This window comes from Sphingopyxis sp. (assembly GCF_050725615.1).
GTDB lineage: Bacteria > Pseudomonadota > Alphaproteobacteria > Sphingomonadales > Sphingomonadaceae > Sphingopyxis.
In genome coordinates, this window is the sequence record NZ_JBOHHU010000001.1 from 34,215 (window position 1) to 58,920 (window position 24,706).

Annotated in this window: 28 protein-coding genes; 11 read left to right on the plus strand and 17 right to left on the minus strand. The window is 67.0% G+C overall.

Annotation, left to right across the window (positions count from 1 at the left end):
- The first annotated feature begins 11 nt into the window (after positions 1–11).
- The 9 genes from flgG to ACREB7_RS00210 all read left to right on the plus strand — a co-directional run bounded on the left by flgG (position 12) and on the right by ACREB7_RS00210 (position 8,136).
- The gene (gene flgG, locus ACREB7_RS00170) at positions 12–800 is read left to right on the plus strand and encodes a flagellar basal-body rod protein FlgG (RefSeq protein WP_431590282.1); all 789 of its coding nucleotides are present in this window, start codon (positions 12–14) and stop codon (positions 798–800) included.
- Positions 781–1,446 carry a flagellar basal body L-ring protein FlgH gene (locus ACREB7_RS00175; protein ID WP_431590283.1) on the plus strand — a complete coding sequence of 222 codons (666 nt, stop codon included), beginning with the start codon at positions 781–783 and terminating at the stop codon, positions 1,444–1,446. The genes flgG and ACREB7_RS00175 overlap by 20 nt, the downstream gene beginning before the upstream one ends.
- Before the next feature lie 25 nt (positions 1,447–1,471).
- Complete coding sequence (locus ACREB7_RS00180) at positions 1,472–2,575, plus strand: flagellar basal body P-ring protein FlgI (protein ID WP_431590364.1); 1,104 nt, start codon at positions 1,472–1,474, stop codon at positions 2,573–2,575.
- Positions 2,572–2,883 carry a rod-binding protein gene (locus tag ACREB7_RS00185; RefSeq protein ID WP_431590284.1) on the plus strand — a complete coding sequence of 104 codons (312 nt, stop codon included), beginning with the start codon at positions 2,572–2,574 and terminating at the stop codon, positions 2,881–2,883. The genes ACREB7_RS00180 and ACREB7_RS00185 overlap by 4 nt, the downstream gene beginning before the upstream one ends.
- Complete coding sequence (gene flgK / locus ACREB7_RS00190) at positions 2,880–4,205, plus strand: flagellar hook-associated protein FlgK (protein WP_431590285.1); 1,326 nt, start codon at positions 2,880–2,882, stop codon at positions 4,203–4,205. Before ACREB7_RS00185 ends, flgK begins: the two co-directional genes overlap by 4 nt.
- 22 nt (positions 4,206–4,227) lie before the next feature.
- The gene (locus tag ACREB7_RS00195; RefSeq protein ID WP_431590286.1) at positions 4,228–5,058 is read left to right on the plus strand and encodes a flagellin; all 831 of its coding nucleotides are present in this window, start codon (positions 4,228–4,230) and stop codon (positions 5,056–5,058) included.
- A gap of 98 nt (positions 5,059–5,156) precedes the next feature.
- A complete protein-coding gene (gene motA / locus ACREB7_RS00200; protein WP_431590287.1) occupies positions 5,157–6,020 on the plus strand; it encodes a flagellar motor stator protein MotA in 864 nt (287 codons plus the stop codon).
- The gene (locus ACREB7_RS00205) at positions 6,020–6,877 is read left to right on the plus strand and encodes a flagellar motor protein MotB (RefSeq protein ID WP_431590288.1); all 858 of its coding nucleotides are present in this window, start codon (positions 6,020–6,022) and stop codon (positions 6,875–6,877) included. The genes motA and ACREB7_RS00205 overlap by 1 nt, the downstream gene beginning before the upstream one ends.
- 194 nt (positions 6,878–7,071) lie before the next feature.
- The gene (locus ACREB7_RS00210) at positions 7,072–8,136 is read left to right on the plus strand and encodes a sigma-54 interaction domain-containing protein (protein WP_431590289.1); all 1,065 of its coding nucleotides are present in this window, start codon (positions 7,072–7,074) and stop codon (positions 8,134–8,136) included.
- A 301-nt stretch (positions 8,137–8,437) separates the two neighbouring features.
- Here ACREB7_RS00210 and ACREB7_RS00215 read toward each other — a convergent pair whose 3' ends face one another.
- The 17 genes from ACREB7_RS00215 to fliE form a co-directional block, all read right to left on the minus strand.
- Entirely contained in the window at positions 8,438–8,827 is a 390-nt protein-coding gene (locus ACREB7_RS00215; protein ID WP_431590290.1) for a flagellar protein FliS, read from the minus strand.
- Between the two features lie 11 nt (positions 8,828–8,838).
- Positions 8,839–10,206 (minus strand): flagellar filament capping protein FliD, encoded by a 1,368-nt coding sequence (gene fliD, locus ACREB7_RS00220; protein WP_431590291.1) that lies wholly within the window; start codon positions 10,204–10,206, stop codon positions 8,839–8,841.
- A gap of 231 nt (positions 10,207–10,437) precedes the next feature.
- Positions 10,438–11,577, minus strand: coding sequence for a flagellar type III secretion system protein FlhB (gene flhB / locus ACREB7_RS00225; RefSeq protein ID WP_431590292.1), 1,140 nt, complete (start codon positions 11,575–11,577; stop codon positions 10,438–10,440).
- Positions 11,578–11,580: 3 nt separating this feature from the next.
- Entirely contained in the window at positions 11,581–12,360 is a 780-nt protein-coding gene (gene fliR / locus ACREB7_RS00230; protein ID WP_431590293.1) for a flagellar biosynthetic protein FliR, read from the minus strand.
- Between the two features lie 10 nt (positions 12,361–12,370).
- Entirely contained in the window at positions 12,371–12,640 is a 270-nt protein-coding gene (locus ACREB7_RS00235; RefSeq protein WP_431590294.1) for a flagellar biosynthetic protein FliQ, read from the minus strand.
- Positions 12,641–12,644: 4 nt separating this feature from the next.
- A complete protein-coding gene (gene fliP / locus ACREB7_RS00240) occupies positions 12,645–13,412 on the minus strand; it encodes a flagellar type III secretion system pore protein FliP (RefSeq protein ID WP_431590295.1) in 768 nt (255 codons plus the stop codon).
- A complete protein-coding gene (locus ACREB7_RS00245) occupies positions 13,402–13,686 on the minus strand; it encodes a flagellar biosynthetic protein FliO (protein ID WP_431590296.1) in 285 nt (94 codons plus the stop codon). Before ACREB7_RS00245 ends, fliP begins: the two co-directional genes overlap by 11 nt.
- A complete protein-coding gene (gene fliN / locus ACREB7_RS00250) occupies positions 13,686–14,018 on the minus strand; it encodes a flagellar motor switch protein FliN (protein ID WP_056349467.1) in 333 nt (110 codons plus the stop codon). Before fliN ends, ACREB7_RS00245 begins: the two co-directional genes overlap by 1 nt.
- A complete protein-coding gene (locus tag ACREB7_RS00255; RefSeq protein ID WP_431590297.1) occupies positions 14,011–14,958 on the minus strand; it encodes a FliM/FliN family flagellar motor switch protein in 948 nt (315 codons plus the stop codon). The genes fliN and ACREB7_RS00255 overlap by 8 nt, the downstream gene beginning before the upstream one ends.
- Positions 14,955–15,563, minus strand: coding sequence for a flagellar basal body-associated FliL family protein (locus ACREB7_RS00260; RefSeq protein ID WP_431590298.1), 609 nt, complete (start codon positions 15,561–15,563; stop codon positions 14,955–14,957). The genes ACREB7_RS00255 and ACREB7_RS00260 overlap by 4 nt, the downstream gene beginning before the upstream one ends.
- A 14-nt stretch (positions 15,564–15,577) precedes the next feature.
- Positions 15,578–16,876, minus strand: coding sequence for a flagellar hook-length control protein FliK (locus tag ACREB7_RS00265; RefSeq protein WP_431590299.1), 1,299 nt, complete (start codon positions 16,874–16,876; stop codon positions 15,578–15,580).
- On the minus strand, positions 16,873–17,319 hold the full coding sequence (locus ACREB7_RS00270; RefSeq protein ID WP_431590300.1) for a hypothetical protein: 447 nt from the start codon (positions 17,317–17,319) through the stop codon (positions 16,873–16,875). The genes ACREB7_RS00265 and ACREB7_RS00270 overlap by 4 nt, the downstream gene beginning before the upstream one ends.
- Positions 17,316–18,647 carry a FliI/YscN family ATPase gene (locus ACREB7_RS00275; RefSeq protein WP_431590301.1) on the minus strand — a complete coding sequence of 444 codons (1,332 nt, stop codon included), beginning with the start codon at positions 18,645–18,647 and terminating at the stop codon, positions 17,316–17,318. Before ACREB7_RS00275 ends, ACREB7_RS00270 begins: the two co-directional genes overlap by 4 nt.
- Complete coding sequence (locus ACREB7_RS00280) at positions 18,644–19,237, minus strand: FliH/SctL family protein (RefSeq protein WP_431590302.1); 594 nt, start codon at positions 19,235–19,237, stop codon at positions 18,644–18,646. Before ACREB7_RS00280 ends, ACREB7_RS00275 begins: the two co-directional genes overlap by 4 nt.
- Positions 19,230–20,264, minus strand: coding sequence for a flagellar motor switch protein FliG (gene fliG / locus ACREB7_RS00285; RefSeq protein ID WP_431590303.1), 1,035 nt, complete (start codon positions 20,262–20,264; stop codon positions 19,230–19,232). The genes ACREB7_RS00280 and fliG overlap by 8 nt, the downstream gene beginning before the upstream one ends.
- Positions 20,257–21,912, minus strand: coding sequence for a flagellar basal-body MS-ring/collar protein FliF (fliF, locus tag ACREB7_RS00290; RefSeq protein ID WP_431590304.1), 1,656 nt, complete (start codon positions 21,910–21,912; stop codon positions 20,257–20,259). The genes fliG and fliF overlap by 8 nt, the downstream gene beginning before the upstream one ends.
- A 4-nt stretch (positions 21,913–21,916) precedes the next feature.
- Positions 21,917–22,258, minus strand: coding sequence for a flagellar hook-basal body complex protein FliE (gene fliE, locus ACREB7_RS00295; RefSeq protein WP_431590305.1), 342 nt, complete (start codon positions 22,256–22,258; stop codon positions 21,917–21,919).
- Between the two features lie 241 nt (positions 22,259–22,499).
- Here fliE and ACREB7_RS00300 point away from each other — a divergent pair, with 241 nt between their 5' ends.
- Both ACREB7_RS00300 and ACREB7_RS00305 read left to right on the plus strand, forming a co-directional pair.
- Positions 22,500–23,312: a flagellin gene (locus ACREB7_RS00300; protein WP_431590306.1), complete on the plus strand. Its 813-nt coding sequence runs from the start codon at positions 22,500–22,502 to the stop codon at positions 23,310–23,312.
- A 174-nt stretch (positions 23,313–23,486) separates the two neighbouring features.
- Entirely contained in the window at positions 23,487–24,692 is a 1,206-nt protein-coding gene (locus tag ACREB7_RS00305; protein WP_431590307.1) for an acyl-CoA dehydrogenase family protein, read from the plus strand.
- The last annotated feature ends 14 nt before the right edge of the window (positions 24,693–24,706 follow it).

Sequence of the window (24,706 nt, forward strand, 5' to 3'; positions counted from 1 at the left end):
GGAGAAAATAGATGAGCTTTGGTGCCTTGCACGTCGCGCGAACCGGTCTGGATGCCCAGGGCTTCCGGATGCAGGTGATCGCGAACAACCTCGCCAACGTGAACACCACGGGTTTCAAGCGCGACCGCGCCAATTTCGAGACGCTCGGCTATCAGATTATGACGCAGGCGGGGGCGCCCTCTTCGGCCGAAAACCGCTATGCCACGGGTCTGAACCTCGGCACCGGCGTCGAACTCGCGGGCACCTCGCGCATGGATACGCAGGGCACGTTGCAGACGACGGGCAATGCGCTCGATGTCGCGATCGAGGGCGCGGGCTATTTTCAGGTCCAGATGCCCGATGGTCGCACCGGCTACACCCGCGCGGGAAATTTCAACCGCTCGGCCGACGGCACGATCATCACCCCCGACGGCAAACCGGTCCAGCCGCAGATCCAGATCCCGGAGGATGCGACGAGCGTCTCGATCGGCGCTGACGGCACCGTCTCGGCGCAGGTCGCGGGGCAGGCCGAAGCGACCGAACTCGGCCGCATCGAGATCGCGCGCTTCGCCAATCCCTCGGGGTTGCAGGCGATCGGCGACAATATCCTGGTCGAGACCGCCTCCTCGGGCGCGCCGCTGGTCGGCGCGGCGGGCGAGGAAGGGCGTGGCACGCTGCGCGGCGGCATGCTCGAGGGATCGAACGTCAATGTCGTCGAGGAACTCGTCGACATGATCGAGACCCAGCGCGCCTACGAGGTCAATTCCAAGATGATCCAGGCCACCGACGAGATGATGAAAAATGCCACGCAGACTCTCTAAGGCGGCCTTCCTGATCCTGCTCGCCGTGCCGACGGCGGTCGAGGCGAAGAAGGACAAGATCGCGCCCGACGCCTTTGCGGTCACCATGCCCGACCCGGCTCCGCCGGCGCCGCCGGCCAATGGCTCGATCTTTCAGGGCAGCTATGTTGCGCTGACCTCGGGTGGCCGCGCGGGGCAGGTCGGCGATATCCTGACCATCCAGCTCGTCGAACGCACGATCGCGGCGAAGAGCAACAGCGCCGGGACGACGCGCGACGGCAGCATCGGGCTGACCCCGCCGACCACGGGGCCGCTGTCGCTGTTCAACCCCAGCGACGTCGCCGCCGGCGGCAACCAGAATTTCAAGGGCAAGGGCGACGCCGCCCAGTCGAACACGCTGTCGGGCGAGGTCAGCGTGACCGTCGCCGCCGTCTATCCGAACGGCACGATGCTGGTGAAGGGCGAGAAACTGCTCACCCTCAACCGCGGCGACGAGCGGGTGCAGATCTCGGGCATCGTCCGCGCGATCGACATCAGCCCCGACAACCGCATCCTGTCGACCCGCGTTGCCAACGCCCACATCCGCTACGTCGGCAAGGGCGAGATCGCCCGCGCCAGCCAGCAGGGTTGGCTGCAACGCTTCTTCTCGATCATCAGCCCGTTCTAGAGACAAAGGGATCATCGCCGTGCCCATGCGCCACGCCATCCTCGCCTTCATTGCGCTCCTGGTCGCGAGCTTCACCTTCGCCGCGCCCGCCGCAGCCGAGCGGATCAAGGACATGGGCCAGTTCCAGGGCCTGCGCGCCAACCAGCTCACCGGCTACGGCCTCGTCGTCGGGCTCGCGGGCACCGGTGACGACAGTCTCGATTATTCGACGCTGGGCATGAAGGGCGCGATGTCGCGTTTCGGCCTGACCTTGCCGCCGGGGGTGAACCCGGCGCTCAAGAATGCGGCGGCGGTGATGATCACCGCCGAACTGCCGCCCTTCGCCAAGCCCGGCCAGCGTCTCGACGTCACCGTCTCGGCGATCGGCAAGGCCAAGAGCCTGCGCGGCGGCACGCTCGTGCTTGCGCCGCTTTATGGCGCCGACGGCCAGATCTATGCGATGGTGCAGGGCAATCTCGTCATCGGCGGGCTCGGCGTCGATGCCGCCGACGGGTCGAAGCTGACGGTCAATGTGCCGTCGAGCGGCCGCATCGCGGGCGGCGCCACCGTCGAGCGCGCGGTCGATACCGGATTCGCCAGCAGCGAAATGCTGACCTTCAACCTCCACCAGTTCGATGCGACCAATGCCAAGAGCGTCGCCGATGCGATCAACGCCGCCCTGCCGGGCACCGCGACGATGATCGACGGCGCCAGCATCGCGATCCGCGCCAGCGGCGGCGGCGACGCGCGGATGCGGCTGATGTCGCAGATCGAGAATCTCGGCGTCCGGCGCGCCGAGCCGCCGGCCAAGGTCATCGTCAACGCCCGCACCGGCACGGTGGTGATCAACGGCGCGGTGCGTGTCGGCACCGCTGCGGTGTCGCAGGGCAAGCTGACCGTCTCGATCAAGGAATCGCCGACCGTCGTCCAGCCCGCGCCGTTCAGCCGCGGCGAGACCGCCGTCGAACAGTCGAGCGACGTCGATGTCACCGAGGAATATCGCCCGATGATGCTGGTCAAGCCGACCGCGTCGCTGTCCGAACTCGTCGATGCGATCAATCGCATGGGCGTTCCTCCCGGCGACCTTGTCGCCATCCTCGAGGCGCTGAGCCAGGCCGGCGCGCTCACAGCCGAATTGGTGATCATATGACGACGCCCATTTCTTCGATCGGTCCCACGCCGGCGGCCGCCGGCGGCGGCGACGGCGGACTGCGCAAGGCGGCCGAGGCGTTCGAGGCGGTCATCCTGCGCCAGCTGATGGCGTCGATGCGCCAGGCCAAGCTCGGCGACGATGTCTTCGGGTCGAGCGCGACCGACAATTTCCGCGAAATGGCCGACGCCAAGACCGCCGACAGCATCGCCGCGATGCGCCAGTTCGGCATCGCCGACATGGTCGAGCGCCAGTTCAAGGGCCTTGCCGGCAGTGGTCCGAGCGGCCTTGGCGGAGGCGTCCAGTGAGCGATCTCCTCAGCATCGGCGCGAGCGGGCTCAAGGCCTATTCGCGCGCGATGTCGACGATCGGCGACAATATCGCCAACGCCCAGACCCCCGGTTACGCGCGGCGCACCCTTGCGCTGCGCGAAACGGCGGGCGGCACCCAATCGGCGCTGGTCAGCCGCAACGTCAGCCCGGGCGGCGTCACGATCGGCGGTCTTTCGCGTTCGGTCGACAAATGGCTGATCGACGATGCCCGCGTGTCGGAAAGCGATGCAACGCGCGCCGCGACCCGTCTGTCGTGGATGAACCGCGCCGAAGACGCGCTGAGCGACGACAGCAACGGCATTTCGACCAACCTCACCAAGCTGTTCACCACCGCCGACAAGCTGACCGCCGATCCGAACAACAAGACGCTGCGCGCCGAATTCCTGCAGGCGGCGAAGGACGTCGCTGCGGGGTTCCAGAGTACGGCGAAAACCTTGGCGGACATGTCCGACGGCATTTCGGGCGCCGCCCAGACGGCGGTCGGCGAACTCAACACCAATCTCGACGCGCTCGAACGGATCAACGACGGGCTGCGCAAGGCGCGCCCGGGTTCGACCAACGAGGCGAGCCTGCTCGACGAACGCGACCGGCTGGTCGACCAGATTGCGACGCAGATGCCGGTGAGCGCGAGCTATGACGATCGCGGTACGGTGACCTTGCGCGCCGCGCCGTCGGGCGACACGCTCGTCGGCAATGCGACGGTGACCCATGTCGCGGTGGCGAGTGCTGCCGACGGCCGGCTGGCCTTCTCGGTGGCGGGCAACAGCATAGACCCAAGCTCTGGTAATCTCGCCGGGCTGGGGCAGGCCGCCGATCATGTCGCCGACCAGCGTGCCGGGCTCGATGCGGCGGCGGCGCAGTTCGCGGCCCAGCTCAATGCCGCGCATCAGGCGGGCACCGATGCCAATGGCGACGCCGGCCAGCCTTTGTTCAGTGGCACGACTGCGGCGACGCTGACCGCTACGTCCTTGACGCCCGATCAGGTCGCGGCGGCGAACGCCAGCGGCTCGAACGGCAATATGCTGAGCCTCGGCGCCATGCGCGGCGCGAACGATCCCGAAGCCGCCTGGTCGGGCCGCCTCGCCGAACAGGCGCAGGCGACCGCTTCGGCGCGCGCGCAGGAAAGTGCGGCCTGGACCCGCGCCGACGGCGCCGCCGCCGCGCGCGACAATGTCAGCGGGGTCGACCTCGATCAGGAAGCCGCCGACCTGCTGCGCTTCCAGCAAGCCTATTCCGCCGCCGCGCGCACGATCCAGGTCGCGCGCGAGACGATGCAAGCGCTGCTCAGCGCGATCTGAAGATAGAGGAAGGGACCGCGCGATGATCAACGCCGTGGGCAACCGCATGACGCGCGAAATTGCGCGCCAGTCGAAACTGTCGGATCAGCTCGACCGCATCCAGACGCAAATCTCGGGCGGCAAGAAATTGCTGCGCGCCTCGGACGATCCGGTCGCCTCGCGCCGCATCGCGACGATCGGCAAGGCGCAGGCCAGCACCACGACCTGGGCCGCCAACGTCAAGACCGCGAGCGCGCAGGTGTCGCAAGCCGACACCGCGCTCGGCTCGGTCAGCAATTTGCTCACGCGGGCGCGCGAACTGACGCTGTCGGCGGCGAACGCCACGACCAATCCCGCCGACCGCGCGAGCATCGCCGCCGAACTGTCGGCGATCGCCGACGAGATCGACGGCTTCGCCGCGACGCGCGATTCCAACGGCGAGCCGCTGTTCGCCGCGAGCAATGCCAAACAGGTGCGCTTCGACGCCGATATCAGCTTCGCGCCGGTGCCCTCGGCCAGCACCGCCTTCGTCGTCGGCGGCAACAGCCTGTCGACCGGGCTGCGCGACGCGGTCGGCGCGATCACCGCCGGCGACAGCGCCGCGATCGGCACGGCGCTGACCTCCTTGACCAGTGCCATCTCGCATGTCGCCGACCAGCGCGCCGCGATGGGCTTGTCGGCGGGGCGGCTCGAACGCATCGGCGACAGTCTGGAAGCACGCGGGATCAGCCTGTCGGACGAGTGGTCGGCGGTCGAGGACACCGATCTGTCGGTGGCGATCGCCGAACTCAACGCCCAGAAATTGACGCTCGACGCGGCACAGGCGGCCTTCGCGCGGATCAACCGTCAGACCTTGTTAGACATTTTGAGCTGAGCCGGGGCGCTTCGCCCTAAATCTTTCGCCGCCGCTGCCGTTAATCATCAAGACGTCCCCACTTGCTGGGGTTTCGCCCCAACAGGAGCCCACCGCGCATGTTTCCCGTAATCGGCATCGTTGTTCTGCTGGTGTTGGTGTTCGGGGGCTTTGCGCTGACCGGGGGCAATCTCGGTCCCGTGATGCACGCGCTGCCGCACGAAATGCTGATCATCGGCGGCGCTGCGGTCGGATCGCTCATCATCGGCAATTCGGGCAAGGAGCTGAAGGCGCTTGGCGGCGGCTTCGGCAAGGTGTTCAAGGGGCCGACCTACAAGAAGGCCGACTATCTCGACTGCATCCTGCTCGTCTCGACGCTGATGAAGATGATGCGCACCGAGGGACCCGTCGCGGTCGAACCGCATATCGAGGATCCGGCGAGTTCGCCGATCTTCCAGCAATATCCCAAACTCGCCAAGGACCAGACGCTCGTCCACCTGATCTGCGACACGCTCCGCCTCGTCGTCGTGTCGTCGGGCACGCTCGACCCGCATGCGGTCGAGGAGGTGATGGACAGCGCGATCAAGAACCACCACCACCATGCGATCAAGCCCGCCGACGGGTTGCAGAGCCTCGCCGACGCGCTGCCGGCGCTCGGCATCGTCGCGGCGGTGCTTGGCGTCGTGAAGACGATGGGCTCGATCGACAAGCCGCCGGCGGTGCTCGGCGGCATGATCGGCTCGGCGCTGGTCGGCACCTTCCTCGGCGTGTTGCTCGCTTATGGTCTGGTCGGTCCGTTCGCGACGCGCGCCCGCGCGGTGATCGAAAGCGACGCCGCCATCTATCACACGGTGAAGCAGCTGATCATCGCGTCGCTCCACGGTCACCCGCAGCCGCTGGTGATCGAGGCCGCGCGGTCGGGGGTCGACCATGACAACCAGCCGAGCTTTGCCGAGGTGTTCGACGGTATGCGGGGCCGGTAATGGCGGCGCGTCCAAATACCCCGCTGCGCCCGATCATCGTCAAGAAGATCATCGAGGCGCCGCATGGCGGCCATCACGGCGGCGCGTGGAAGGTGGCCTATGCCGACTTCGTGACCGCGATGATGGCCTTCTTCCTCCTCATGTGGCTGCTCGGCGCGACGACCGAGAAGCAGCGCAAGGCGCTCGCCGACTATTTCGCGCCGACGATCGTCCAGTCGAAACAGGACACGGCGGGCTCGAACGGCCTGTTCGGCGGGGACTCGCTGGTGGCGGCCGACAAATATCCGCACGGCGCGGCGCAGACCGGCACCAAGTCGATGACGATTCCCCGCGATGCGGAAGGCGGTCCGCGCGAAGCATCGGGCCGCGAAATCCAGCGCGCCAATTTCGTGAAGCTCGCCAAGTCGCTGCTGCGCGAGGTCCAGGCCAAGGCCGAGATCCGCCGCCTCGCACCCAACATCCGTTTCACCGAAACGCGTGAGGGGCTGCGTATCGACATCGTCGACGACGCCGATTTTTCGATGTTCGTCGTCGGCACCAACCAGCTGACGCCCGAAGCGACCAGATTGTTCGCGCAGATTGCCGAGATCGTGGCCGGGGTCCCGAACCAGGTGATGATCCGCGGCCACACCGATGCCAGCCAATGGTCGGCCAAATCGGGCACCAACAATTGGCGCCTGTCGGTCGAGCGAGCGGAAGTGGCGCGCCAATATCTCGCCTATCGCGGCATCGGGTCCGACCGCTTCGCCCGCATCGAGGGGGTGGCCGATACCGAGCCCTATGTGCCCTCCGACCGATTCGATCCGCGCAACCGCCGCATCTCGATCACCCTCGGCTGGGATGCGGGAAACAATTAGCGGCGACAATTGGTGCCAATCTGGCAGCGTTCCATTGGTTAACAACACACATCCGCCACCATTGCTGCCAGATTGGCAATAACTCTTATATTTGAATGAGTTAGGCCGGTTTGGTTAGTCTTTTGTTTACCAGATTCCGCAATCTCTTGGTTCATCGAAAAGCGCCGAATTCGGGGGGCGCGGTGGAGATCGAAATGACCAAGGTGGGGAACGGCAGCGACCAGGCTGCCCTGGAAATGCTGATCATCGGGCACAGCCCTGCGGCGCAGCGACTGCGCGACATGATCCGCCGGGTGGCGCGTTCGAACGCCTCGGTCATGCTCTGCGGCCCCTCGGGCTCGGGCAAGGAACTGGTGGCCCGCGCGATCCATGACGAAGGCGCCCGGTCGGGCAAGGCCTTTTCGGCGATCAACTGCGGCGCCATCCCCGGCGACCTCATCGAATCCGAACTTTTCGGGCATGAAAAGGGCAGCTTCACCGGCGCCCACGCCCGCCGCATCGGCCATTTCGAAGCGAGCGAGGGCGGCACGCTCTTCCTCGACGAAATCGGCGACATGCGCTTCGACATGCAGGTCAAACTGCTCCGCGTGCTCGAGGAACGGACGATTGTCCGTGTCGGCAGCAGCGATGTGAAGGCCGTCGACGTCCGCGTCATTTCGGCCACCCACCAGGATCTCGGCGCCGCGATCGCCGATGGCAAATTCCGCGAAGACCTGTTCTTCCGGCTCGGCGTGGTCGTCCTCCAGGTCCCGAGCCTGGCCGACCGCGTCGAGGATATTCCCGCACTGATCCGCCATTTCCAGCGCAAGATGCCCGGCGAGCTCAAGTGCCGCTTCGACGATGACGCGATGCACCTGCTGATGCAGCATCGCTGGCCCGGCAATGTCCGCGAACTGCGCAACTTCGTCGAGCGCGCCAGCGTGCTGCACGGCGGCGAAACGCTCGGCGCCGACGACGTCGCCATCCTTTTGAACCCCACCGCAGCGCTTCAGCCGCGACAGGCCATCCCCACCGGCTATGTCACGGCTGAAGCCAGCGCGGACGATAGCACGCCGGCGATGCCCTTCGCCAAGGCGCCGGCCCCGGGCCGCCCGATCGATTTGAAGCGCGAGATCGAGACGATCGAGCTCGAGCAGATCCATGTTGCGCTCGACCTGGCCGACGGGATCATTTCGGAAGCCGCGCGTCTCCTGACGCTCAAGCGCACCACGCTCATCGAAAAGATGCGCAAATATGGAGTTCAGCAACAGGCAGCCTGACCGTCCCCACCCGTGTCAGTGCCGCTGAATCGGCACCGGTTCGTTCCTCTCCCGCCGCCAGTCCCCACCTTGGCGATGGAGAAAGGAACGGGCCGGTGCCGAAGTTATTTGGGGGATGCTGCGTCGGGCCTGATGGTGGCCTCGGATTGGATTTCACGCCGCCCTCTATCTCCGCTTGTGTCGAGCGAAGTCGAGACACCCAGAAGCCGGGCACTCGCCAAACGTGTCTCGACGTCGCTCGACACAAACGGGATTTATAGGTCGGCTTTTCGGCAGCGTCCGAAAACCTTCAATGCGACGGCTACCTGAGCTGCCGCCACGCCCCGCTGACGGTCTTCACGCCTTCCAGCAATTCATCCAGATCCTCGGCGCTGTTCGCGGCGACCGCCTTGTCTAGCTTGCGGCGCATGCTGCTGTAGACGCGCGACAGCGCCCCCGCGACGTCGCCGCCGGCCTGGTGGTCGAGCCCGGCGTCGAGCCCGATCAGGATCGCGCGCGCGCGGTGCGCGGGTTCGGTGGCCGAGATTGGCTGGCCCTGCCGCACCATCGCGGCGAGCACGCCGATCGCGATCTCCAGCTCGTCGTACAGCATGGTGACCAGTTCGACCGGGTCGGCGCCCGCCGCGCGGCTTTCGCTCTGCATGCGGCGATAGGTTCCGGTCGCGCGGACCGTCGAGGCGGTGGCTGCCATGGCGATCGCCCTCAATTGTTATTCTGGTTGTTCCACATCTCGATCTGTTGCTCGAGATAGGATTGGGTCGCCTTGAACGCTGCGAGCTTCGCATCGAGCCCGCCGAACTGCTTTTCGAGCCGCGCCTCATAGGCATCCTCGCGCAGCTCGATCTTTTCAAGCGTCTCGGCGAGGCTCTCCTTCTTGGCGGCGAGCGATTTGGAGACGCGGTCGATGACGCCGTCAGTGGCGACCGCCTTGTCGCGGATCGCGTCGAGGGCAAAGGCGATGCCGGGATCGCTCGTCTCGGTGTGCGTCGCGTCACGGCGCGGGTTGAACAAGGCCTCGACCGCGCCGGCGTCGGCCGCGAGCGCCTTTTCGAGCTTCGCGCTGTCGAGTGACAGCAGGCCGTCCCTCGTCGTTGAAATCCCGATGTCGGTCAGCTTGTTGATGCTGCCATGACTGGTCAGCACCTTGCCGACCAATGCCTGCAATTCGCGTTCGAGTTCGCGCAGCCCGGCGGTCGCGCCCGACTGGCTGCCCGCCGACGACAGGCTGGCCTTCATCTGGTTATAGACCGAGACAAAATCGCCGACGGTCTGCTTGATGATGTCGAGCGGCCGGCTGGCGCCGATGTCGACCGGCTGGCCGGGCGCGGCTTTTTTCAGCGTCAGCGACATGCCGGGCACGACATCGTCGACGATGTTGCTCGCGCGGCTGAAGGCGACGCCGTCGATGGTGAAATTGGCGTTGGCGGCACTCTGGCCCAGCGTCATGCCGCCGCCGGCGCCATAGGCAAAGCCGGTGAGGGCGGGGGTGGCGGTGTCCAGCGTGAAGCTATTGGCCTCGCCGGTCGGCCCTTTCAGGATCATGCGATAACCGCCGTCGTCGGCGACGATCGACGCGGTGACCCCGGCGCCGCTGGCGTTGATCGCACTGGCGAGCCCGTCGAGGCTGTCATTGGTGGCGCCGATGGTGATCGTCCTGGCGACCCCCCCGACGGTCAGCGTCATCGTGCCCTGGCCGATCGCCGCGCTCTTGTCGGCGACGATGCCCGAATAGACGGTCTGCGCCCGCGCGAGTTGGGTGACTTCGACGGTGGCGGAAAAGCTGTCGGCGGTCATGCCGGCGCGGGCGGTGGCGCCCAGCACGCTGTCGTCGGAGACGGTCGGCGTGCTGCGCAACGTGCCGTCGGACACCATCTGGCCCAGCGAGTCGGCGAAGCCGTCGAGATCGGACTTGGCCTGCGCCAGCGCGCTGATCTGGGCATTATTCTGTTTGGCCAGCGTCGTGATGCGCGCGACCTTGGGCTCGCGCGACGCGGCGGCGAGGTCGGTGACCAATTGCTTGGTGTCGATCCCCGATCCGAAACCGAGGCTGTTGGCGATAGAGCTGACCATGCGCGATATCCTTCGCACTTGTTAACGGCAGCGCGGGGGGGAGTTTAAGCTGCGGCAGGGCGGTTTTGGAGAAGGAAGCTGCCGTTCAAATCTCGTCATGCTGAACTTGTTTCAGCATCCATGGCCTGAACTCCCGTCCGACGCCGCGCTGAAGGAAACGGCAGACCATGGATCCTGAAACAAGTTCAGGATGACGATGCCATAAGGGTCGCGCCTCCCCCGAAAGCGCCCCTAACCCTGCTTGCGCCCATCTGCATCGAACCAGTGCGACGCCGGCACCTTGATGTCGGGCTGCGCCAGACCGTCGGCGACCGCGCGTTCGAGGCGGAAGACGAAGGCGAGGACGGTGGCGACCGCGACGAACAATTCCTCGGGGATCACGCGCCCGGCGCGCGCGGTGAAATAGATGGCGCGGGCGAGCTGCGGATATTCGAGGATCGGCACCGCGGTGCCGCGCGCGAGTTCGCGGATCGCCAGCGCGACGTCGCCGCGTCCGCGTGCGACGACCACGGGCGCGGCGTCGATGCCGGGGCGATAGCGGAGCGCGACCGAGAAATGCGTCGGGTTGGTCAGGATCACCGTCGCCTCGGACACCGCCTTGCGCGCCGACCCGCTCAGCATCTCGTGCGCGCGCTGGCGCTGCGCCTGCTTGAGTTCGGGGGCGCCGTCGGACTGGCGGCTCTCGTCCTTGATTTCCTGCTTGCTCATCATCAGCCGCTTGCGGCGCTGCATCCATTGCGTCGGCACGTCGATCAGCGCGATGACGACCAGCCCGCCCGCCATCACCAGCACCGAATGGCCGATTACCTGACCCGCCATCCCGATCGCGCTGCGCAGGTCACTCGACGCGAGATGCAGGATCGCGGGCAGATTCTTGGCGACCAGCCAGTAACCGATGCCGCCGAGCAGCAGCACTTTGGCGAGCGCCTTGACCAGCTCGGTCGCGCCCTGCGCGCCGAACATGCGCTTCAGCCCGCTCATCGGGTTGATGCGGCTGCCCTTGAATTCGAGCGCCTTGCCGCGCCAGCCCATCGAGCCGAGCAGCGCCGGGCCGGCAAAAGCCGCGAGCAGCGCGGCGCCGAACAGGCTCGCGAGCGGCAACAAGATATCGACCCCGTTGCGCAGCAAGGCCTCGCCCGGTGCGAAATCGGTGATGTCGCCGCGATCGAGCGTCAGCCCGCGCGACAGCAGATCGCCCGCCGATTGTACGAACCAGCCGCCGGCGGCGACCAGCCAGCCACCCGCGACGAGCATCATCAGCGCCGTCGCCAATTCGCGCGACTGCAATATGTCGCCGTCGCGCGCCGCGTCGGCGAGCTTCTTCGGCGTCGGAAGTTCGGTTTTCTGGTCCTTGTCGGTCGTCCCGGACATGGCTCAGATCCCCGCGACCATGCGCGCGGCGTCGAGCGCGTCGGACAGGATCATCGCCAGCCCCTCGGCCATCACCGGGGTGGCGACGCCGAGCAGGACGACGCCCGCCAGCAGCGTGGCGGGAATGCCGACCGCGAACAGATTGAGCGCGGGGGCCGAGCGGCCGATCACGCCCATGATGATCTGCACCAGCACCAGCACAAAACCGACGGGCAGGGCGATCGTCAGTCCGGCGGCGAACATCAGGCTGCCGAAGCGCAAGATGCCGCCGATCGTCTCCCAGGAGGGGAAGGCGTTGCCGGGGGGCAGCGCGTTATAGCTGTCGACGATGATCGAAATCAGCACGAGATGGCCATCGGCGGCGAGGAAGATCGCGGTCGCGAGCATCGACAGGAATTGTCCGATCGCCGAACTCGACGCGCCGCTGAGCGGATCGATCATCGACGCGAAGCCGAGGCCCATGGCGTTGCTGATCGTTTCGCCCGCGATCAAGGCCGCAGCGAGCCCCATCTGGAGCACGAAACCCATGGCGAGGCCGATCAGGACTTCGCCGATCACCAGCAGGAATCCCGGGACCGAGACGATCCCCTCGGGCGGTAGCGTCATGCCCGACGCCGCGACCGCCGGCACGCCGACCGCGAGTGCGATGACGAGGCGAAGCTGGACCGGAACATTGGTCGCGCCGAACACCGGCGCCGCCAGAAAACAGGCGCCGGGGCGGATCATGCCGAGCATCCAGAGCTGCAGCATTGCCTCCACATTCGGGATGTCGGCGGGGTTCATAGGGCTTGGGCTAACGCACCAGCGTCGGGATCTGCGCGAAAATCTCGCGGGTGAAATCGGTGAGCAGCACGAGGATGCTGCCGCCGAAGATCGCGAGGCAGACCGCGGCGACGATCAGCTTGGGAATGAAGGTGAGCGTCTGTTCGTTGATCGACGTCGCCGCCTGCACCATGCCGAGCAGCACGCCGACGATCAGGATCGGGATGAGCAACGGCGCGGTCGCGAGCGCGAGGATCCACAGCGATTGCTGCGCGACCCCGATGAAATAATCGGCCTCCATATCGCTAGGTCCCGAAAGAGGAGGCGAGCGAGCCCATCGTCAGCGCCCATCCGTCGACAAGGACGAAGAGCAACAGCTTGAAAGGCATGGATATGATCGTTGGCGACAGCATCATCATGCCCAGCGACATCAGCGCCGAGGCGACAATCAGGTCGATGATCAGGAAAGGCAGGAAGATCAGGAAGCCGATCTGGAAGGCGGTCTTGAGTTCGCTGGTGACGAAGGCGGGGAGCAGGATCGAGAAGGGCACATCCTTGGGGCTGGCATAGCTTGGCGCCTTGGCGATCTTGGCGAACATCATCAGGTCGGATTTGCGCGTCTGGGTGAGCATGAACGCGTGCAGCGAATCGCCCGATCGGACGACGGCGGTGCCGATATCGATCTGTTCCTGGCCATAGGGTTCGATCGCGACGCGGTTCACCTCGGTGATCACCGGCGCCATCACGAACAGCGACATGAACAGGCTGAGCCCGACCAGCACCTGGTTCGGCGGCGTCTGTTGCAGCCCGAGCGCGTGGCGCAGGATCGACAGCACGATGATGATGCGCGTGAAGCTGGTCATCATCAGCAGCAGCGACGGCAGGACCGTCAACAAGCTCATCAGGACGAGGATCTGGAGCGACAAGGACAAGGGGCGGCCATCGCCGCCGAGTTCGTTCACCGCGCGGCTGAGCCCGCTCGCTTCCTGCGCATAGGCGGCGGGCGCCGCGACGAGCAGCGCGAGGCCGCCGGCGATCGCCGCAGCGCGCAGCCAACTATGTTTAGTCGACATGGAAATCGCCCTGGCTGTTGTCGGCGAGGCGGGTGACCGTACCGCGCGAGACCGACAGCAGGATGCGCTGGCCGGCGAATTCGACGACGGTCAGCTTGGTGCCGGGACCGAGCGGCATCACGTCGATCATCTCGATCGCGCGGGCGCGTTTGGCGTTCTGGCCGGGAAGCTGGAGCGTGCCCATCTGGACCTTTTTCCACAGCCAAAGGCTGCCCCACGCCATGCCGCCGACGAGCGGCAGCAGGATGAGCAGGCGCAGGATATATTCGAACATCAGGCCCTCCGGTCGAAACCGGCGAGGCCGCGGTCGGGGGCGACCACTTCGGCGACCTGGATGCCATAGCGGCCGTCGACATTGACGATCTCGCCGCGCGCGATCAGCGTGCCATTGGCATAGATGTCGAGCAGTTCGTTGGCGGCGCGGTCGAGTTCGACGACGCTGCCTTCGGACAGGGCGAGCAGGTCGGCGAGCGTCATGCTCGTCGATCCGACCTCGACCGAAACGCGCAGCGAGACCCCGGCGAGCAGGTCGAAATTGGGCGCCATCGCCATGTCCTTCGCGTCGCGGCGGTCGCGGCGACCGGCGCCTTCGCTCATGTCACTCATGGTCCGATCCTTTTTCGATATGCTCGATCATTATGGCTGCATTCCCATTGGCCTCGCCGATGCTGCCGGCCGCGAAACTGCGGCCTGCGACGGTTACCGGAACATTGCGCGGAATGGTTAACGGAATGATATCACCGACCTCCAAACCGAGCAGTTTGACCAAAGAAATTTCGGGTCGGGCGAGAACCGAGCGGACGGGGAGGCGAACCTCCTTCAACGCGCCGCTCAGCGTCGCGGTCCAGGCTGCATCGGCGGGGCTCATCTCGCGCGCTTCGGGCGCGGGTTCGGCGCCCGCGATGCCGCGCAATGCGGCGACCGGATAGGCGCAGGTGATGACCCGGCCGTCGAGCTTGCCGCCGCGCAGGGCGAAGCGCTGGACATAGAGTTCGTCGTCGGCGCGCACGGCTGCCAGCTTGGCGGGATCGCCGGTGACGCAGTCGAGTTCGGGGGCGATGGCGAGCTTGTCGTCCCATGCCGCCGCGAGTTGCAATCCCATGTCGCGGCCGAGCCGCGCCGCGAAGCGTTCCTCGGCATCGGTCAGCTCTTCGCGTTCGGCGCCGAGCTGGCCCTTGCCGCCATAGAAGATGTCGACGAGCTGGAGGATCAGCGGACGCGCGCCGGCGAGCAGCACCGGACCCTTGAGCGGCGGCGCGTGATAGCGCCAGAAGATCGCCGGCGCCGATGCGGCGGTCCAGTCGGCGAAGCGCACAACCTCGGCCGCCTGCCGTTCGACCTGCACCGTCGGCGCGCCGAGCGCGCGGATCAGCTCGCGCAAGCTGCGGGCGAACTGGTTGGCGACGCCGTCGAGCAGCGGAAAGGCGTAACCGCCCTCGGCCTTGCGCAGCAGCAATGACGCCTTGGCGTCATCGGCCGCTGCGTCGGAAACCGGCTTCGCGACCGGCGCTTTCGGCGCCTTGAAAGGATTGCCCTTGCTGGTCACTGGATCACCAGGCTCGTGAAATAGACATTGTCGATGCCGCCAAAGCCTTCCTTGTCGCGCAGCACCGTGTTGATCGCGCCGGTCAGCTGGCGCTGGAGCTGCTGCTTGCCGTGCGAAGTGGAGAGCAGGGCGGGGTCCTGTTCGGCGAGCACCATCAGCACCGCCGAGCGGATCGGCACGTCCTGCCGTTCGATGTTGGCGATGACCTTGCCGTCATAATAGGTCGACAGGCTGATCCCGATCTGCAGGAAACCCGACCCGTCGGCGAGGTTCGTGGTGAACGCCTGGGTGATCGGATAGTAGGTGATCTCATATTTGCGCGGGTCGACCTTATACTTGTCGTTGGGGACCGACACGGTGCCGACCTTCGGCGCCGCGGCTTCTTCGCCTTCGCCCTTGGCGGCGGGTTCCGCCGCCGGATCGCGCACGACGAGCTTGGGATAATGATCCTCGGGCTTTGGGGCTTCCGCCGCCATGCCGACGCCAAAATAGAGGCCCGCACCGACCCCGGCGCCGATCAGCGCCACGGCGCCGACGGTGATCATCAGCAGCTTCTTCATCTTGCCCTTTTTGGGCGGGGCGGCTTCGGTCTTGTCCTTGCTCATCGCTCTATTCCTCGTCAGGCAAAGCGGCCGCGGCGGTCGCCGGCGCGCTCTTGGTCATGGGTGTCGCGCGGATCGCGCTCGGTGGCGGTTTCGATCAGGTGGGTCGCGTCGGGCGCCGGGCTGCGGCCCTGACCCTGCTGCGACTGGCGGCCGGCGTCGGTCGGGCTGTGGGTCACTTGCGTATCGGCAACGCGCACGCCCTGTTGGCGGAGATCATCGACGAGGCGGACCTGCGCCGCAGTGACGATCGTCGCGGTCGCCTCATGCTGGGTGTCGAGCTTCAGCGACACGCCGTCGTCGCCCATCATCATCGACACGTCGAGACGGCCGAGATGGCGCGGCATCAGGCGAAAGCTGACCTCGTTCGACGCCGACTTGGTCGCGGCGATGTCCGACGCGAGCTGGTCGATCCAGGCATCGTCGCTCGTCAGGTCGAGGATGCGCTCGGCAACGAGCACGGGTTTGGCGGCCTCGGTCATCGCGCCGACCTGCGCGGCAGGCTGGGCGAAGAGGATCGTCATCGACGGCTCGGCAGCGGGCTTGGCGGCCTGCGGTTCGAGGGCTGCGAGCGTGGGCAGCGGCAGCGGAGCGGCGTCGCGGGTCTTCGGTGCGGCGGCTGCCAGCGCGGGCGCCTCGTCGCGGCGCGGCCTGGATGCCGGCGCGGCTTCTGCTGCGGGCCTGGCGCTGCCGCGCGTTTCGGCGGGCGCGACGGTCGGGGCCAGCCACGCCAGCGTCGGTGCGTTTTCGGCGCTGATCGGGGCTTCGCCGTTGCTTGCCGTTTCGCTTTCGGTCGCGGGAGCCGCGACAGTCGGCTTGGCGGGAGCGGGCTTGATCCCCGGGGCCGGGAATTGCGCCAGCGTGGCGAGCAATTCGTTTGCGGCGACGATGGCCTTGTCGGTCGATGCGGCGGCGGCCTTCGCCGGGGCGGGCGTTTCGGCGGTCGCTTCCTCGATGATCGCGGCATCCTGCGACGGCGCGGTGACTTTCGGCATCCGGACCGGCAGAGCCTGACTCGGCGCGGCGTCCTGCTGCGCGATGGCCGGCGCGGGCTGGAGAGGGGTCGATATCGCGGTCGCGGGCGTCGCGACGGCGGTGTCGATCGGCAGGGCGACTGCCGGCGCGTTCGGCTGGGTCGCGGCTGGCACGACCGGCGTCGCAACCGGCGCAGCGACGGGAACCGCGCCGCGTGCCTGCTGCGCGACAAGCTGGTCGAACCCGCCTGCGTCGCCGGCTTCGCCCGACTGCGCCGGGTTGAGCGTCGCGAGCAGCGAGGGAAGCGGGGCCGTCAAAGTCTGCGGCAGAGCGCCCATCATGCGACGCCCCCGTCGATCAGGCGCAGCCGCATACCGCCGCGCACGCGGAACGGGCGGTTGGCGTCGGCGCGGCGCTCGCTTTCCTGCTCGGCCGATTTGCGGCTGCTTTCGTAAAGGCGGACGGCCGATTCTTCCTTGACCATCGCGCGCTGGGCCAGCGCGCCCATCTGGTCGCGGCGGGCGCTCGCATGGCTCATCGGCGCGGCGAGATTTTCCTTCGCCATGTCGAGCCGCAGGCCGAGTTCGCCGATCGTGTTGAGCGACCGGCCGGCCACCGCGCCCTTCGCCATCGCGAGGTCGCTGCGCAGCGTTTCGAGCCGCTTCGACAGCTCGACCAGATTCGCCAGTTCGTTGGTGGCCCGCGCCAGATTGGCTTCGGCCATCTGATGCTCGACGCCGCGAACGCGGATGATCCGTTTGCGACGCGCGGTGCGAGAGGTCATGCAATATATCCTTCAACGAGTGACTGGCGGGAGGTTGTGAAATCGACCTGGGCCTTGGCCGGCTGCGCCACATAGGCGAGCTGGTCGGCGCGGCGGGCGATGGCTTCGTCGAGCACCGGATCGCCGCCGGCGACGTAGGCGCCCATCAGCATCAGATCGCGATTCTCTTCATAGGCCGACCACAGCTGGCGAAAGCGCGCGGCGGCGGCGGCATGCTCGGGATCGACCGAATCGGCCATGGTGCGCGACAGCGAGCGGGCGACGTCGATCGCGGGATAGACGCCCTGTTCGGCCATGGTGCGCGACAGGATGATATGGCCGTCGACGATCGCGCGGGCGCTGTCGACGACGGGATCGTCGATGTCGCCGCCGTCGGCGAGCACGGTGTAGAGCGCGGTGACCGAGCCGCCGGTTTCGCGGTCGATGCCGGCGCGTTCGCAGAGCGACGGGATCAGCGCGAAGACCGAGGGCGGATAGCCCTTCATCGTCGGCGGTTCGCCCAGCGTCAGCCCGATCTCGCGCTGCGCATGCGCGACGCGGGTCAGGCTGTCGATCAACAGCAGCACCTTCTTGCCCTCGTCGCGAAAAGCCTCGGCGATTGCGGTCGCGCGCATCGCGGCGCGCAGGCGCAGCAAAGGCGGGTGATCGGCGGGAACTGCAACCACGACCGATTTCTTGCGAACCTCGGGGGGCAGCTTGGTCTCGACGAAGTCGCTGACTTCGCGGCTGCGCTCACCGATCAGGCCGACGACGATCACGTCGCATTCGGTGCCGGCGATCATCTGACCCATCAGCACCGACTTGCCGACGCCCGAGCCCGCGATGATCGCGACGCGCTGGCCTTCGCCGACGGTGAGCAGGCCGTTGATCGCGCGCACGCCCATGTTGAGCGCCCTGGTCACGCGGCCGCGGCGCAGCGGATTGACCTTGCGCCCGGCGAGCGGCCACAGGAATTGCGACTTGACCGGCGGTCGGCCGTCGAGCGGGTTGCCCTGCGCGTCCATGATCCGGCCGAGCAAAGCTTTGCCGACGGGGACCATCGACGACGCGCCATGCGGTTCGACCGGCGCGCCGGTGACCAGCGGCTTGTTCATGTCGAAGGGGAGAACGAGGCTGCGGTGGCCGCGAAAGCCGACGACTTCGCCATAGACATAGTCGTTGTCGGCCGATTTGATGCGGACATTGCTGCCCAAAGGCTGCGGGAAACCCGACACTTCGAGCATGATGCCTTCGTGCGCGACCAGCGTCCCGATGCGGCGCGGGCTGGCCTTGGCGAGATCGACGGGCGCCAGCAGTTGCTGCGCGGTCATGGCCATGCGGCGCGTCATGCCACGCCGCCTTCGCCGCCCAGGGCGGCGCGGAGTTCGCCCAGATAGACGGCGCGGCCATGCTCGATCCAGCCGGCCGAGGTTTCGACGCGCACGGTGCCGCGCACCATCGCCGGATCGGCCTCGACCGGCAGCGTCAGCGCGCAATCCATCAACAGCGCGGCGTCCTGCGGATGCACCCACAGCGTGCGCGCCTTGTCGCATTCGGCGACGAGCGCGGCGGCGGCTTCGGCCTGGCCTTTCAACCAGTCGGCGTCGATCGGCGCCTCGGCGACGATCTGGCGCACCAGTCGCTCGACGGTTTCGGCGATCATCTGCGCCAGTTCTTCGCTCGGTTCGTCGTGCAGCGCTTCGGTCCCGGCGATCAGCGACAAGAGCTGCTCGCGCTCGGCGGCAAAGCCGGCTTCGGCGAGACGCTGGCCTTCGGCGAGGCCCTTGGCGAACAGGTCTTCGCCCGGTTCGACCGCGACCGGCGCGTCGGCGACGACCGCGCGGGCGCGCACGACGGGATCGAAGGAGGTCGGGCGAAAGCCGTTGTCCCTGGCCATCGCGATCGCCAGCGGGGTCGGGGCGAAGCGGGGATCAGACATAATCGTCGCCCGCGCCCGCGATCATGATTTCGCCCGAGGCCGCCATCTGGCGCACGATCTGCATGATGCTCTTTTGCGCGTCGTCGACGTCGGTGCGCTTGACCATCGTCATTTCGGCCATGTCGTCGCGGATCGTTTCCGACGCGCGCTGCGACATCGTCGACAGGCAGAGGTCGACCATGTCGTCGTCGGCGCCCTTGAGCGCGATCGCGAGCTGCGACGCATCGACGCCGCGCAGGATCGTGCCGAGGCTCTTCATGTCGAGGTCGCGCAGATTTTCGAAGATGAACATCTCTTCCTCGATCGTCTGGGCAAGCTGGCGGTCGGCCTTCTTGAGCGCGCGGATCGTCCGCTCGCTCAGCGACTTCGGCATTTTCTTCATAATCTTGGCGACGTCGCTCGGGCCGCCGATCGGCTGCTTGGCGACGCGCTGGCCGCCTATGTTGGCGGAGGCGAGCACCGATTCCAGATCCTCGATCGCGGCGGCGGGAACCGAGGTCAGCTGCGCGGCGCGCAGGACGAGATCGGCCTGCAGCCCTTCGTCGAGCGTTTCGATCGCGCGGGCAGCGATGTCGGGGACCAGCACCGACAGGATCAGCGCGCCGACCTGCGGATGTTCGCTGGCGAGCAGACCACTGATCGCGTCAAGGTCCATCCAGCGCAGCATTTCGAGCGACGCGGCGCTCGACTGCGGCGCGACGGCGGCGAGGATATTGTCGGCGCGGACATTGCCCACCGCCTGGTTGATGACGGTACGGATGCGCGTATCGGCGCCGATGCTGAAGGCGCTGACCGAGCGGCTGCGCGTCACGAAGCGGTCGAGCGCCTGCTCGATCTGGCCTTCGGTCGCGCTCGCGGCGTCGAACATGCCCTTGGCGAGCTGGCGCACTTCATCGGGGTCGAGATGCTTCAGGATCGTCGCGGCTTCGCTTTCGTCGAGCAGCATCAGCAGGATCGCGGCGGCCGCCGATCCCTCGACCGGGGCCTTGGCGGGCGGGGTGCCGAGTTCGGTGTCGAGATCAGCCACGCGCGCCCTCCTGCATCAGCTGGCGCACGACGATCGCGGCGCGCGCCGAATCCTGGCGGACGAAGGCGCGGACCAGGTTGGCGCGCGCTTCATAGCTCGGCGCCGCCTCGATCATCTCGAGCGTGATTTCGCGTCCCGCGCCGCGCGAACCGAGCGCGGGCTGCGACCCGGCGTTCGCCATCAGCGTTTCCTCGAGCGCGGCGTCGCGTTCGGCGCGCGCGGCGGCTTTGGCCTTGGCGGAGCGGATCAGCGGGCGGCCGATGAAGAAAAAGGCGAGGAGGGCGGCGAGCACCGCCCCGACCTGCTTGATCAGCGGCAGGAACCAGCCCTGCTCGTAAAAGGCGGGCGATGCGTCTTCGATCTTGGCGAAGGGACGCTGGCCGATCGCGACCTGGTCGCCGCGCGCGGCGTCGAAGCCGACTGCGCCCTTGACCAGCCGGTCGATCTTGGCGAGTTCGCCCTGGCCGAGCGCCTTGCTGCCCTGGTTGAGCGCGACCGCGACCGATACGCGGCGCAGCTGGCCCTGCGGGCGGTGCGTCACCGAAATCTCGCGCCCGACTTCATAGGCGCGCTGGGCATTTTCGTTGCTCTGCGTTTCGGTCGTCGCGGCGCCCGGCGCGGTGCCGGTCGGCGTCTGGTTGAGCGTCGAGGCCGGCGGCGGCTGGTTCGACAGCGCGCCGGGGATGCCGATCGCGGGGGCATTGCCCTGACCGCTGACCGAACGCGTCACCTGTTCGCTGCGTAGCGCGCGGTCGTTCTCGGGAAAGCTTTCGCGCGTCGCCTGGCTTTCGGACATGTCGACGTCGGCGTGGACTTCGACGCTGTAATTGCCGGCGCCCAGCATCGGGCCGAGCAGGCTGTCGAGGGCACGGCGGAAGCGGTCCTCGATCTGGGTCTGGAGCTGGAACGCCTGCATGTCGCTCGACGTCGCGCTGTCGGAGAGGAGCGCGCCGCGCTGGTCGATCACCGACACCTGGTCGGCGTTCATGCCCGGCACCGACGAGGCGACGAGGAAACGGATCGCCTGCACCTGGCCATCGGACAGCGTGCGGCCGTTCTGCAGCGTCAGCATCACCGATGCGGTCGCGGGCTTGTCCTCGCGGACGAACAGGCTGGGTTCGGCGGCGGCGATATGGACACGCGCGCCCTTGACCGCGTCGATCGCCTCGATCGTGCGGGCGAGGTCGGCTTCGCGGGCGCCGCGCAGCGTTTCGCCTTCGATCGCGCGGCTCGCGCCCATCGGCAGCGCGCCGATCATCTCGCTGCCGTCGGCCGATGCCTTGGGCAGGCCCTGGCCGGCGAGCGCGATGCGCGCGGCGTGGAGTTTGTCGGCGTCGACGGTCAGCGCGCCGGTGGTCGGGTCGATCGTGTGCGCGATGCCCTGTGCGGTCAGCGCGTCGGCGACCGCCGACTTGTCGGCGTCGGCGAGGCCGGCGAACAGCTGCGTCTGCGGCGACGCGGCGGTCGCGAAATAGGCGAGTGCGGCGATGCCGATCGCGGCGGTGGTGGCGATCGCGGGCAGCGCGCGCTGGACGGCGGGCTGGCGGATGAACTGCTGCACGGGGGCCAGGCGGCCGCCCATGACGGGGACGGGCAGGCGGTTCGCGCTGCCATCGTCGACGGGGGTGAGCATCTGAGCGTCGGCCATCGGATCAAACCGGCATGTTCATAATGTCGCGGTAGGCGGAGAGCAGCTTGTTGCGGACCTGCAACGTCGTCTCGAAACCGAGCGAGGCTTTCTGCCGCTCGATCATCACGCTGACGATGTCGTGGGTGTCGCCGCGCTCATAGGCTTCGCTGAGGTCGCTGGCCTTCGCCTGCTGGGCGTTGACCTGTTGCAGCGCAGCCGAGATCGCCGATCCGAAATCGGCGGTTTCGTTGCCGCCCTCGACGCCGCCGGCCGCGCCACGGCCCGCGGCGCGTTGCAGCGCCTGGTTCTGATTGAGGATCGAACTGCGCATCTGCAGCAGCCGGCTCGGGTCAATCGTGCTCATAATCATCCGTCCTCGAGGCGGCATCGCGCCGCACGCCAAGAGTAATGCAAAGCGCGTGCCAATAATTTTATCATAAGGAAAACAAGGGATTGATTGCACGATAAGCGCGCGGTTAACCGCTTCCGGCGTTTTTTTGACGCGCCGCGCTTAACCCCCGCCGCCGCCCGCCGTTACTGCAATCGTGAAGCTCGCCGAGCCGCACACCACGGGAATGGCCCTTGGGGGGCCGGAAAGGGAACATATGACTGTTATCAACACCAACGTGAGCGCGCTCCGCGCCCAGAACAACTCGCGTGTTGCGGGTCGCATGCAGTCGGAGGCGATGGAACGCCTGTCGAGCGGCAAGCGCATCAACAGCGCCAAGGACGACGCCGCCGGTCTCGCGATTGCGACCCGCATGGACGCCAATGTCCGCGGTCTGAACCAGGCCATCCGCAACTCGAACGACGGTATCTCGCTGTCGCAGACCGCCGAAGGCGCGATGGGCGGCATTTCGAACATGCTCGTCCGTATGCGTGAACTGGCTGTTCAGGCCTCGACCGGCACGCTGGGCGACGACGACCGCGAAGCGATCCAGACCGAAGTCACCGCGCTGATCGCCCAGATCGACGATGTTGCGACGCGCACCACCTTTAACGGCACCGCGCTGCTCGATGGCACCGCTGCTCTCGACATCCAGACCGGCATCAACGACGGCGAAGTCGTGAACATCACCATCGCCGACATGCAGTCGGCTGGCCTGGGCGTCGATGCTCTCGACTTCTCGACCGCTGCCGGTGCGTCGGGCGCGCTCGCCACGCTCGACACCGCGATCCAGACGGTCGCCACCGAACGCGCCAACCTGGGTGCCCAGCAGAACCGCCTCGAAGCCACTGTCGACAATTTGACGTCGACCGTCGTGAATCTGGCGGACTCGAAGTCGCGCATCGAAGACACCGACTTTTCGGCGGAATCGACGAAGCTCGCGGCGGCCGGCATCCTGGCCCAGGCATCGACCGCGATGCTCGCCCAGGCGAACCAGAGCCAGCAGGGCGTGATGAACCTGCTGCGCTAAGTCCGCAGGACAGAAATTCAGGCTATATTTGGTTGGTCCCTTAATTAGCCTGATCGAACGCCCCGGCCCCCCACGGCCGGGGCGTTCACTGTTTTCCGTCAATGGACCCGCGAAGCGCTTGCCCCGCCCGCGCAAATGATCCAACGGGGCCCCGACTATATGGGGAGCCAGGAAATGAGCCAGCCAGCCGCCGCCGCGAGTGTTTCGCCGCGTGCCCTCGATATCGGCGCCCGCGTCGAAACCTTCGTCCGCACCATCGTCGCACCATATGAAAGCGACCCGCGCCGCGACCATCACGGCGCCCCGACCGACGAGCTCGTCGACGAACTCAAGGCCAAGGCGCGCGCCGCCGGCGTCCTTTCCCCGCATATCCTGGGCGATGGCGACCATCTGACGCAGGTCGAGACCGCCTATGTCCTCCAGAAATCCGGCCTGTCGCCGCTCGGCCCGCTTGCGTGCAACACCGCCGCGCCCGACGAAGGCAATATGTATCTGCTCGGCAAGGTCGGCAGCCCCGAACTGAAAGAGCGTTTCCTGAAGCCGCTGGTCGAGGGTCATGCGCGCTCGGCCTTCTTTATGACCGAACCCGCCGAAGAGGGCGGGGCGGGCTCCGACCCGTCGATGATGAAGACGACCTGCCGCCTCGACGGCAACCACTGGGTCATCAACGGCCGCAAATGCTTCATCACCGGCGCCGACGGCGCGAAGGTCGGCATCGTGATGGCGAAGGCCGAGGATGTCGTCGCGGGCGGCGGCGCGTGCATGTTCCTCGTCGACATGCCCGACCCGGCGATCCGCATCGAGCATGTACCGAACACGATCGACAGCTCGATGCCCGGCGGCCATGCCACCGTGATCATCGACAATCTCCGCGTCCCCGCCGACCAGATGCTGGGCGACGCGGGCGAGGGATTCAAATATGCCCAGATCCGCCTGTCGCCGGCGCGCCTGTCGCACTGCATGCGCTGGCACGGCGCGTGCGAACGCGCGCACGAGATCGCGACCGACTATGCCAATCGCCGCACCGCCTTCGGCAAGCCGCTGATCGACCATGAGGGCGTCGGCTTCATGCTCGCCGAGAATCTGATCGACCTGAAACAGGCCGAGCTGATGATCCGCTGGTGCGCCGAGGTGCTCGACACCGGCGACCTCGGCACTGCCGAAAGCTCGATGGCGAAGGTCGCGGTGTCCGAAGCCTTGATGCGCATCGCCGACCGCTGCGTTCAGGTGATGGGCGGCACCGGGGTGACCGACAAGACGATCGTCGAACAGGTGTTCCGCGAAATCCGCGCCTTCCGCATCTATGACGGTCCGACCGAGGTCCACAAATGGAGCCTCGCCAAGAAGATCAAGCGCGACTGGAAAAACGCGCAGGCGTAATTTCCCCTCCCTTC

What these genes read in the sequence shown, in the direction of transcription:
- flgG (WP_431590282.1), top strand. Translation starts at nt 12, where the DNA reads ATGAGCTTTGGTGCCTTGCACGTCGCGCGAACCGGTCTGGATGCCCAG.
- ACREB7_RS00175 (WP_431590283.1), top strand. Translation starts at nt 781, where the DNA reads ATGCCACGCAGACTCTCTAAGGCGGCCTTCCTGATCCTGCTCGCCGTG.
- ACREB7_RS00180 (WP_431590364.1), top strand. Translation starts at nt 1,472, where the DNA reads ATGCGCCACGCCATCCTCGCCTTCATTGCGCTCCTGGTCGCGAGCTTC.
- ACREB7_RS00185 (WP_431590284.1), top strand. Translation starts at nt 2,572, where the DNA reads ATGACGACGCCCATTTCTTCGATCGGTCCCACGCCGGCGGCCGCCGGC.
- ACREB7_RS00195 (WP_431590286.1), top strand. Translation starts at nt 4,228, where the DNA reads ATGATCAACGCCGTGGGCAACCGCATGACGCGCGAAATTGCGCGCCAG.
- motA (WP_431590287.1), top strand. Translation starts at nt 5,157, where the DNA reads ATGTTTCCCGTAATCGGCATCGTTGTTCTGCTGGTGTTGGTGTTCGGG.
- ACREB7_RS00205 (WP_431590288.1), top strand. Translation starts at nt 6,020, where the DNA reads ATGGCGGCGCGTCCAAATACCCCGCTGCGCCCGATCATCGTCAAGAAG.
- ACREB7_RS00210 (WP_431590289.1), top strand. Translation starts at nt 7,072, where the DNA reads ATGACCAAGGTGGGGAACGGCAGCGACCAGGCTGCCCTGGAAATGCTG.
- ACREB7_RS00215 (WP_431590290.1), bottom strand. Translation starts at nt 8,827, where the DNA reads ATGGCAGCCACCGCCTCGACGGTCCGCGCGACCGGAACCTATCGCCGC.
- fliD (WP_431590291.1), bottom strand. Translation starts at nt 10,206, where the DNA reads ATGGTCAGCTCTATCGCCAACAGCCTCGGTTTCGGATCGGGGATCGAC.
- flhB (WP_431590292.1), bottom strand. Translation starts at nt 11,577, where the DNA reads ATGTCCGGGACGACCGACAAGGACCAGAAAACCGAACTTCCGACGCCG.
- fliR (WP_431590293.1), bottom strand. Translation starts at nt 12,360, where the DNA reads ATGAACCCCGCCGACATCCCGAATGTGGAGGCAATGCTGCAGCTCTGG.
- ACREB7_RS00235 (WP_431590294.1), bottom strand. Translation starts at nt 12,640, where the DNA reads ATGGAGGCCGATTATTTCATCGGGGTCGCGCAGCAATCGCTGTGGATC.
- fliP (WP_431590295.1), bottom strand. Translation starts at nt 13,412, where the DNA reads ATGTCGACTAAACATAGTTGGCTGCGCGCTGCGGCGATCGCCGGCGGC.
- ACREB7_RS00245 (WP_431590296.1), bottom strand. Translation starts at nt 13,686, where the DNA reads ATGTTCGAATATATCCTGCGCCTGCTCATCCTGCTGCCGCTCGTCGGC.
- fliN (WP_056349467.1), bottom strand. Translation starts at nt 14,018, where the DNA reads ATGAGTGACATGAGCGAAGGCGCCGGTCGCCGCGACCGCCGCGACGCG.
- ACREB7_RS00260 (WP_431590298.1), bottom strand. Translation starts at nt 15,563, where the DNA reads ATGAGCAAGGACAAGACCGAAGCCGCCCCGCCCAAAAAGGGCAAGATG.
- ACREB7_RS00265 (WP_431590299.1), bottom strand. Translation starts at nt 16,876, where the DNA reads ATGATGGGCGCTCTGCCGCAGACTTTGACGGCCCCGCTTCCCTCGCTG.
- ACREB7_RS00270 (WP_431590300.1), bottom strand. Translation starts at nt 17,319, where the DNA reads ATGACCTCTCGCACCGCGCGTCGCAAACGGATCATCCGCGTTCGCGGC.
- ACREB7_RS00275 (WP_431590301.1), bottom strand. Translation starts at nt 18,647, where the DNA reads ATGACGCGCCGCATGGCCATGACCGCGCAGCAACTGCTGGCGCCCGTC.
- ACREB7_RS00280 (WP_431590302.1), bottom strand. Translation starts at nt 19,237, where the DNA reads ATGTCTGATCCCCGCTTCGCCCCGACCCCGCTGGCGATCGCGATGGCC.
- fliF (WP_431590304.1), bottom strand. Translation starts at nt 21,912, where the DNA reads ATGGCCGACGCTCAGATGCTCACCCCCGTCGACGATGGCAGCGCGAAC.
- fliE (WP_431590305.1), bottom strand. Translation starts at nt 22,258, where the DNA reads ATGAGCACGATTGACCCGAGCCGGCTGCTGCAGATGCGCAGTTCGATC.
- ACREB7_RS00300 (WP_431590306.1), top strand. Translation starts at nt 22,500, where the DNA reads ATGACTGTTATCAACACCAACGTGAGCGCGCTCCGCGCCCAGAACAAC.
- ACREB7_RS00305 (WP_431590307.1), top strand. Translation starts at nt 23,487, where the DNA reads ATGAGCCAGCCAGCCGCCGCCGCGAGTGTTTCGCCGCGTGCCCTCGAT.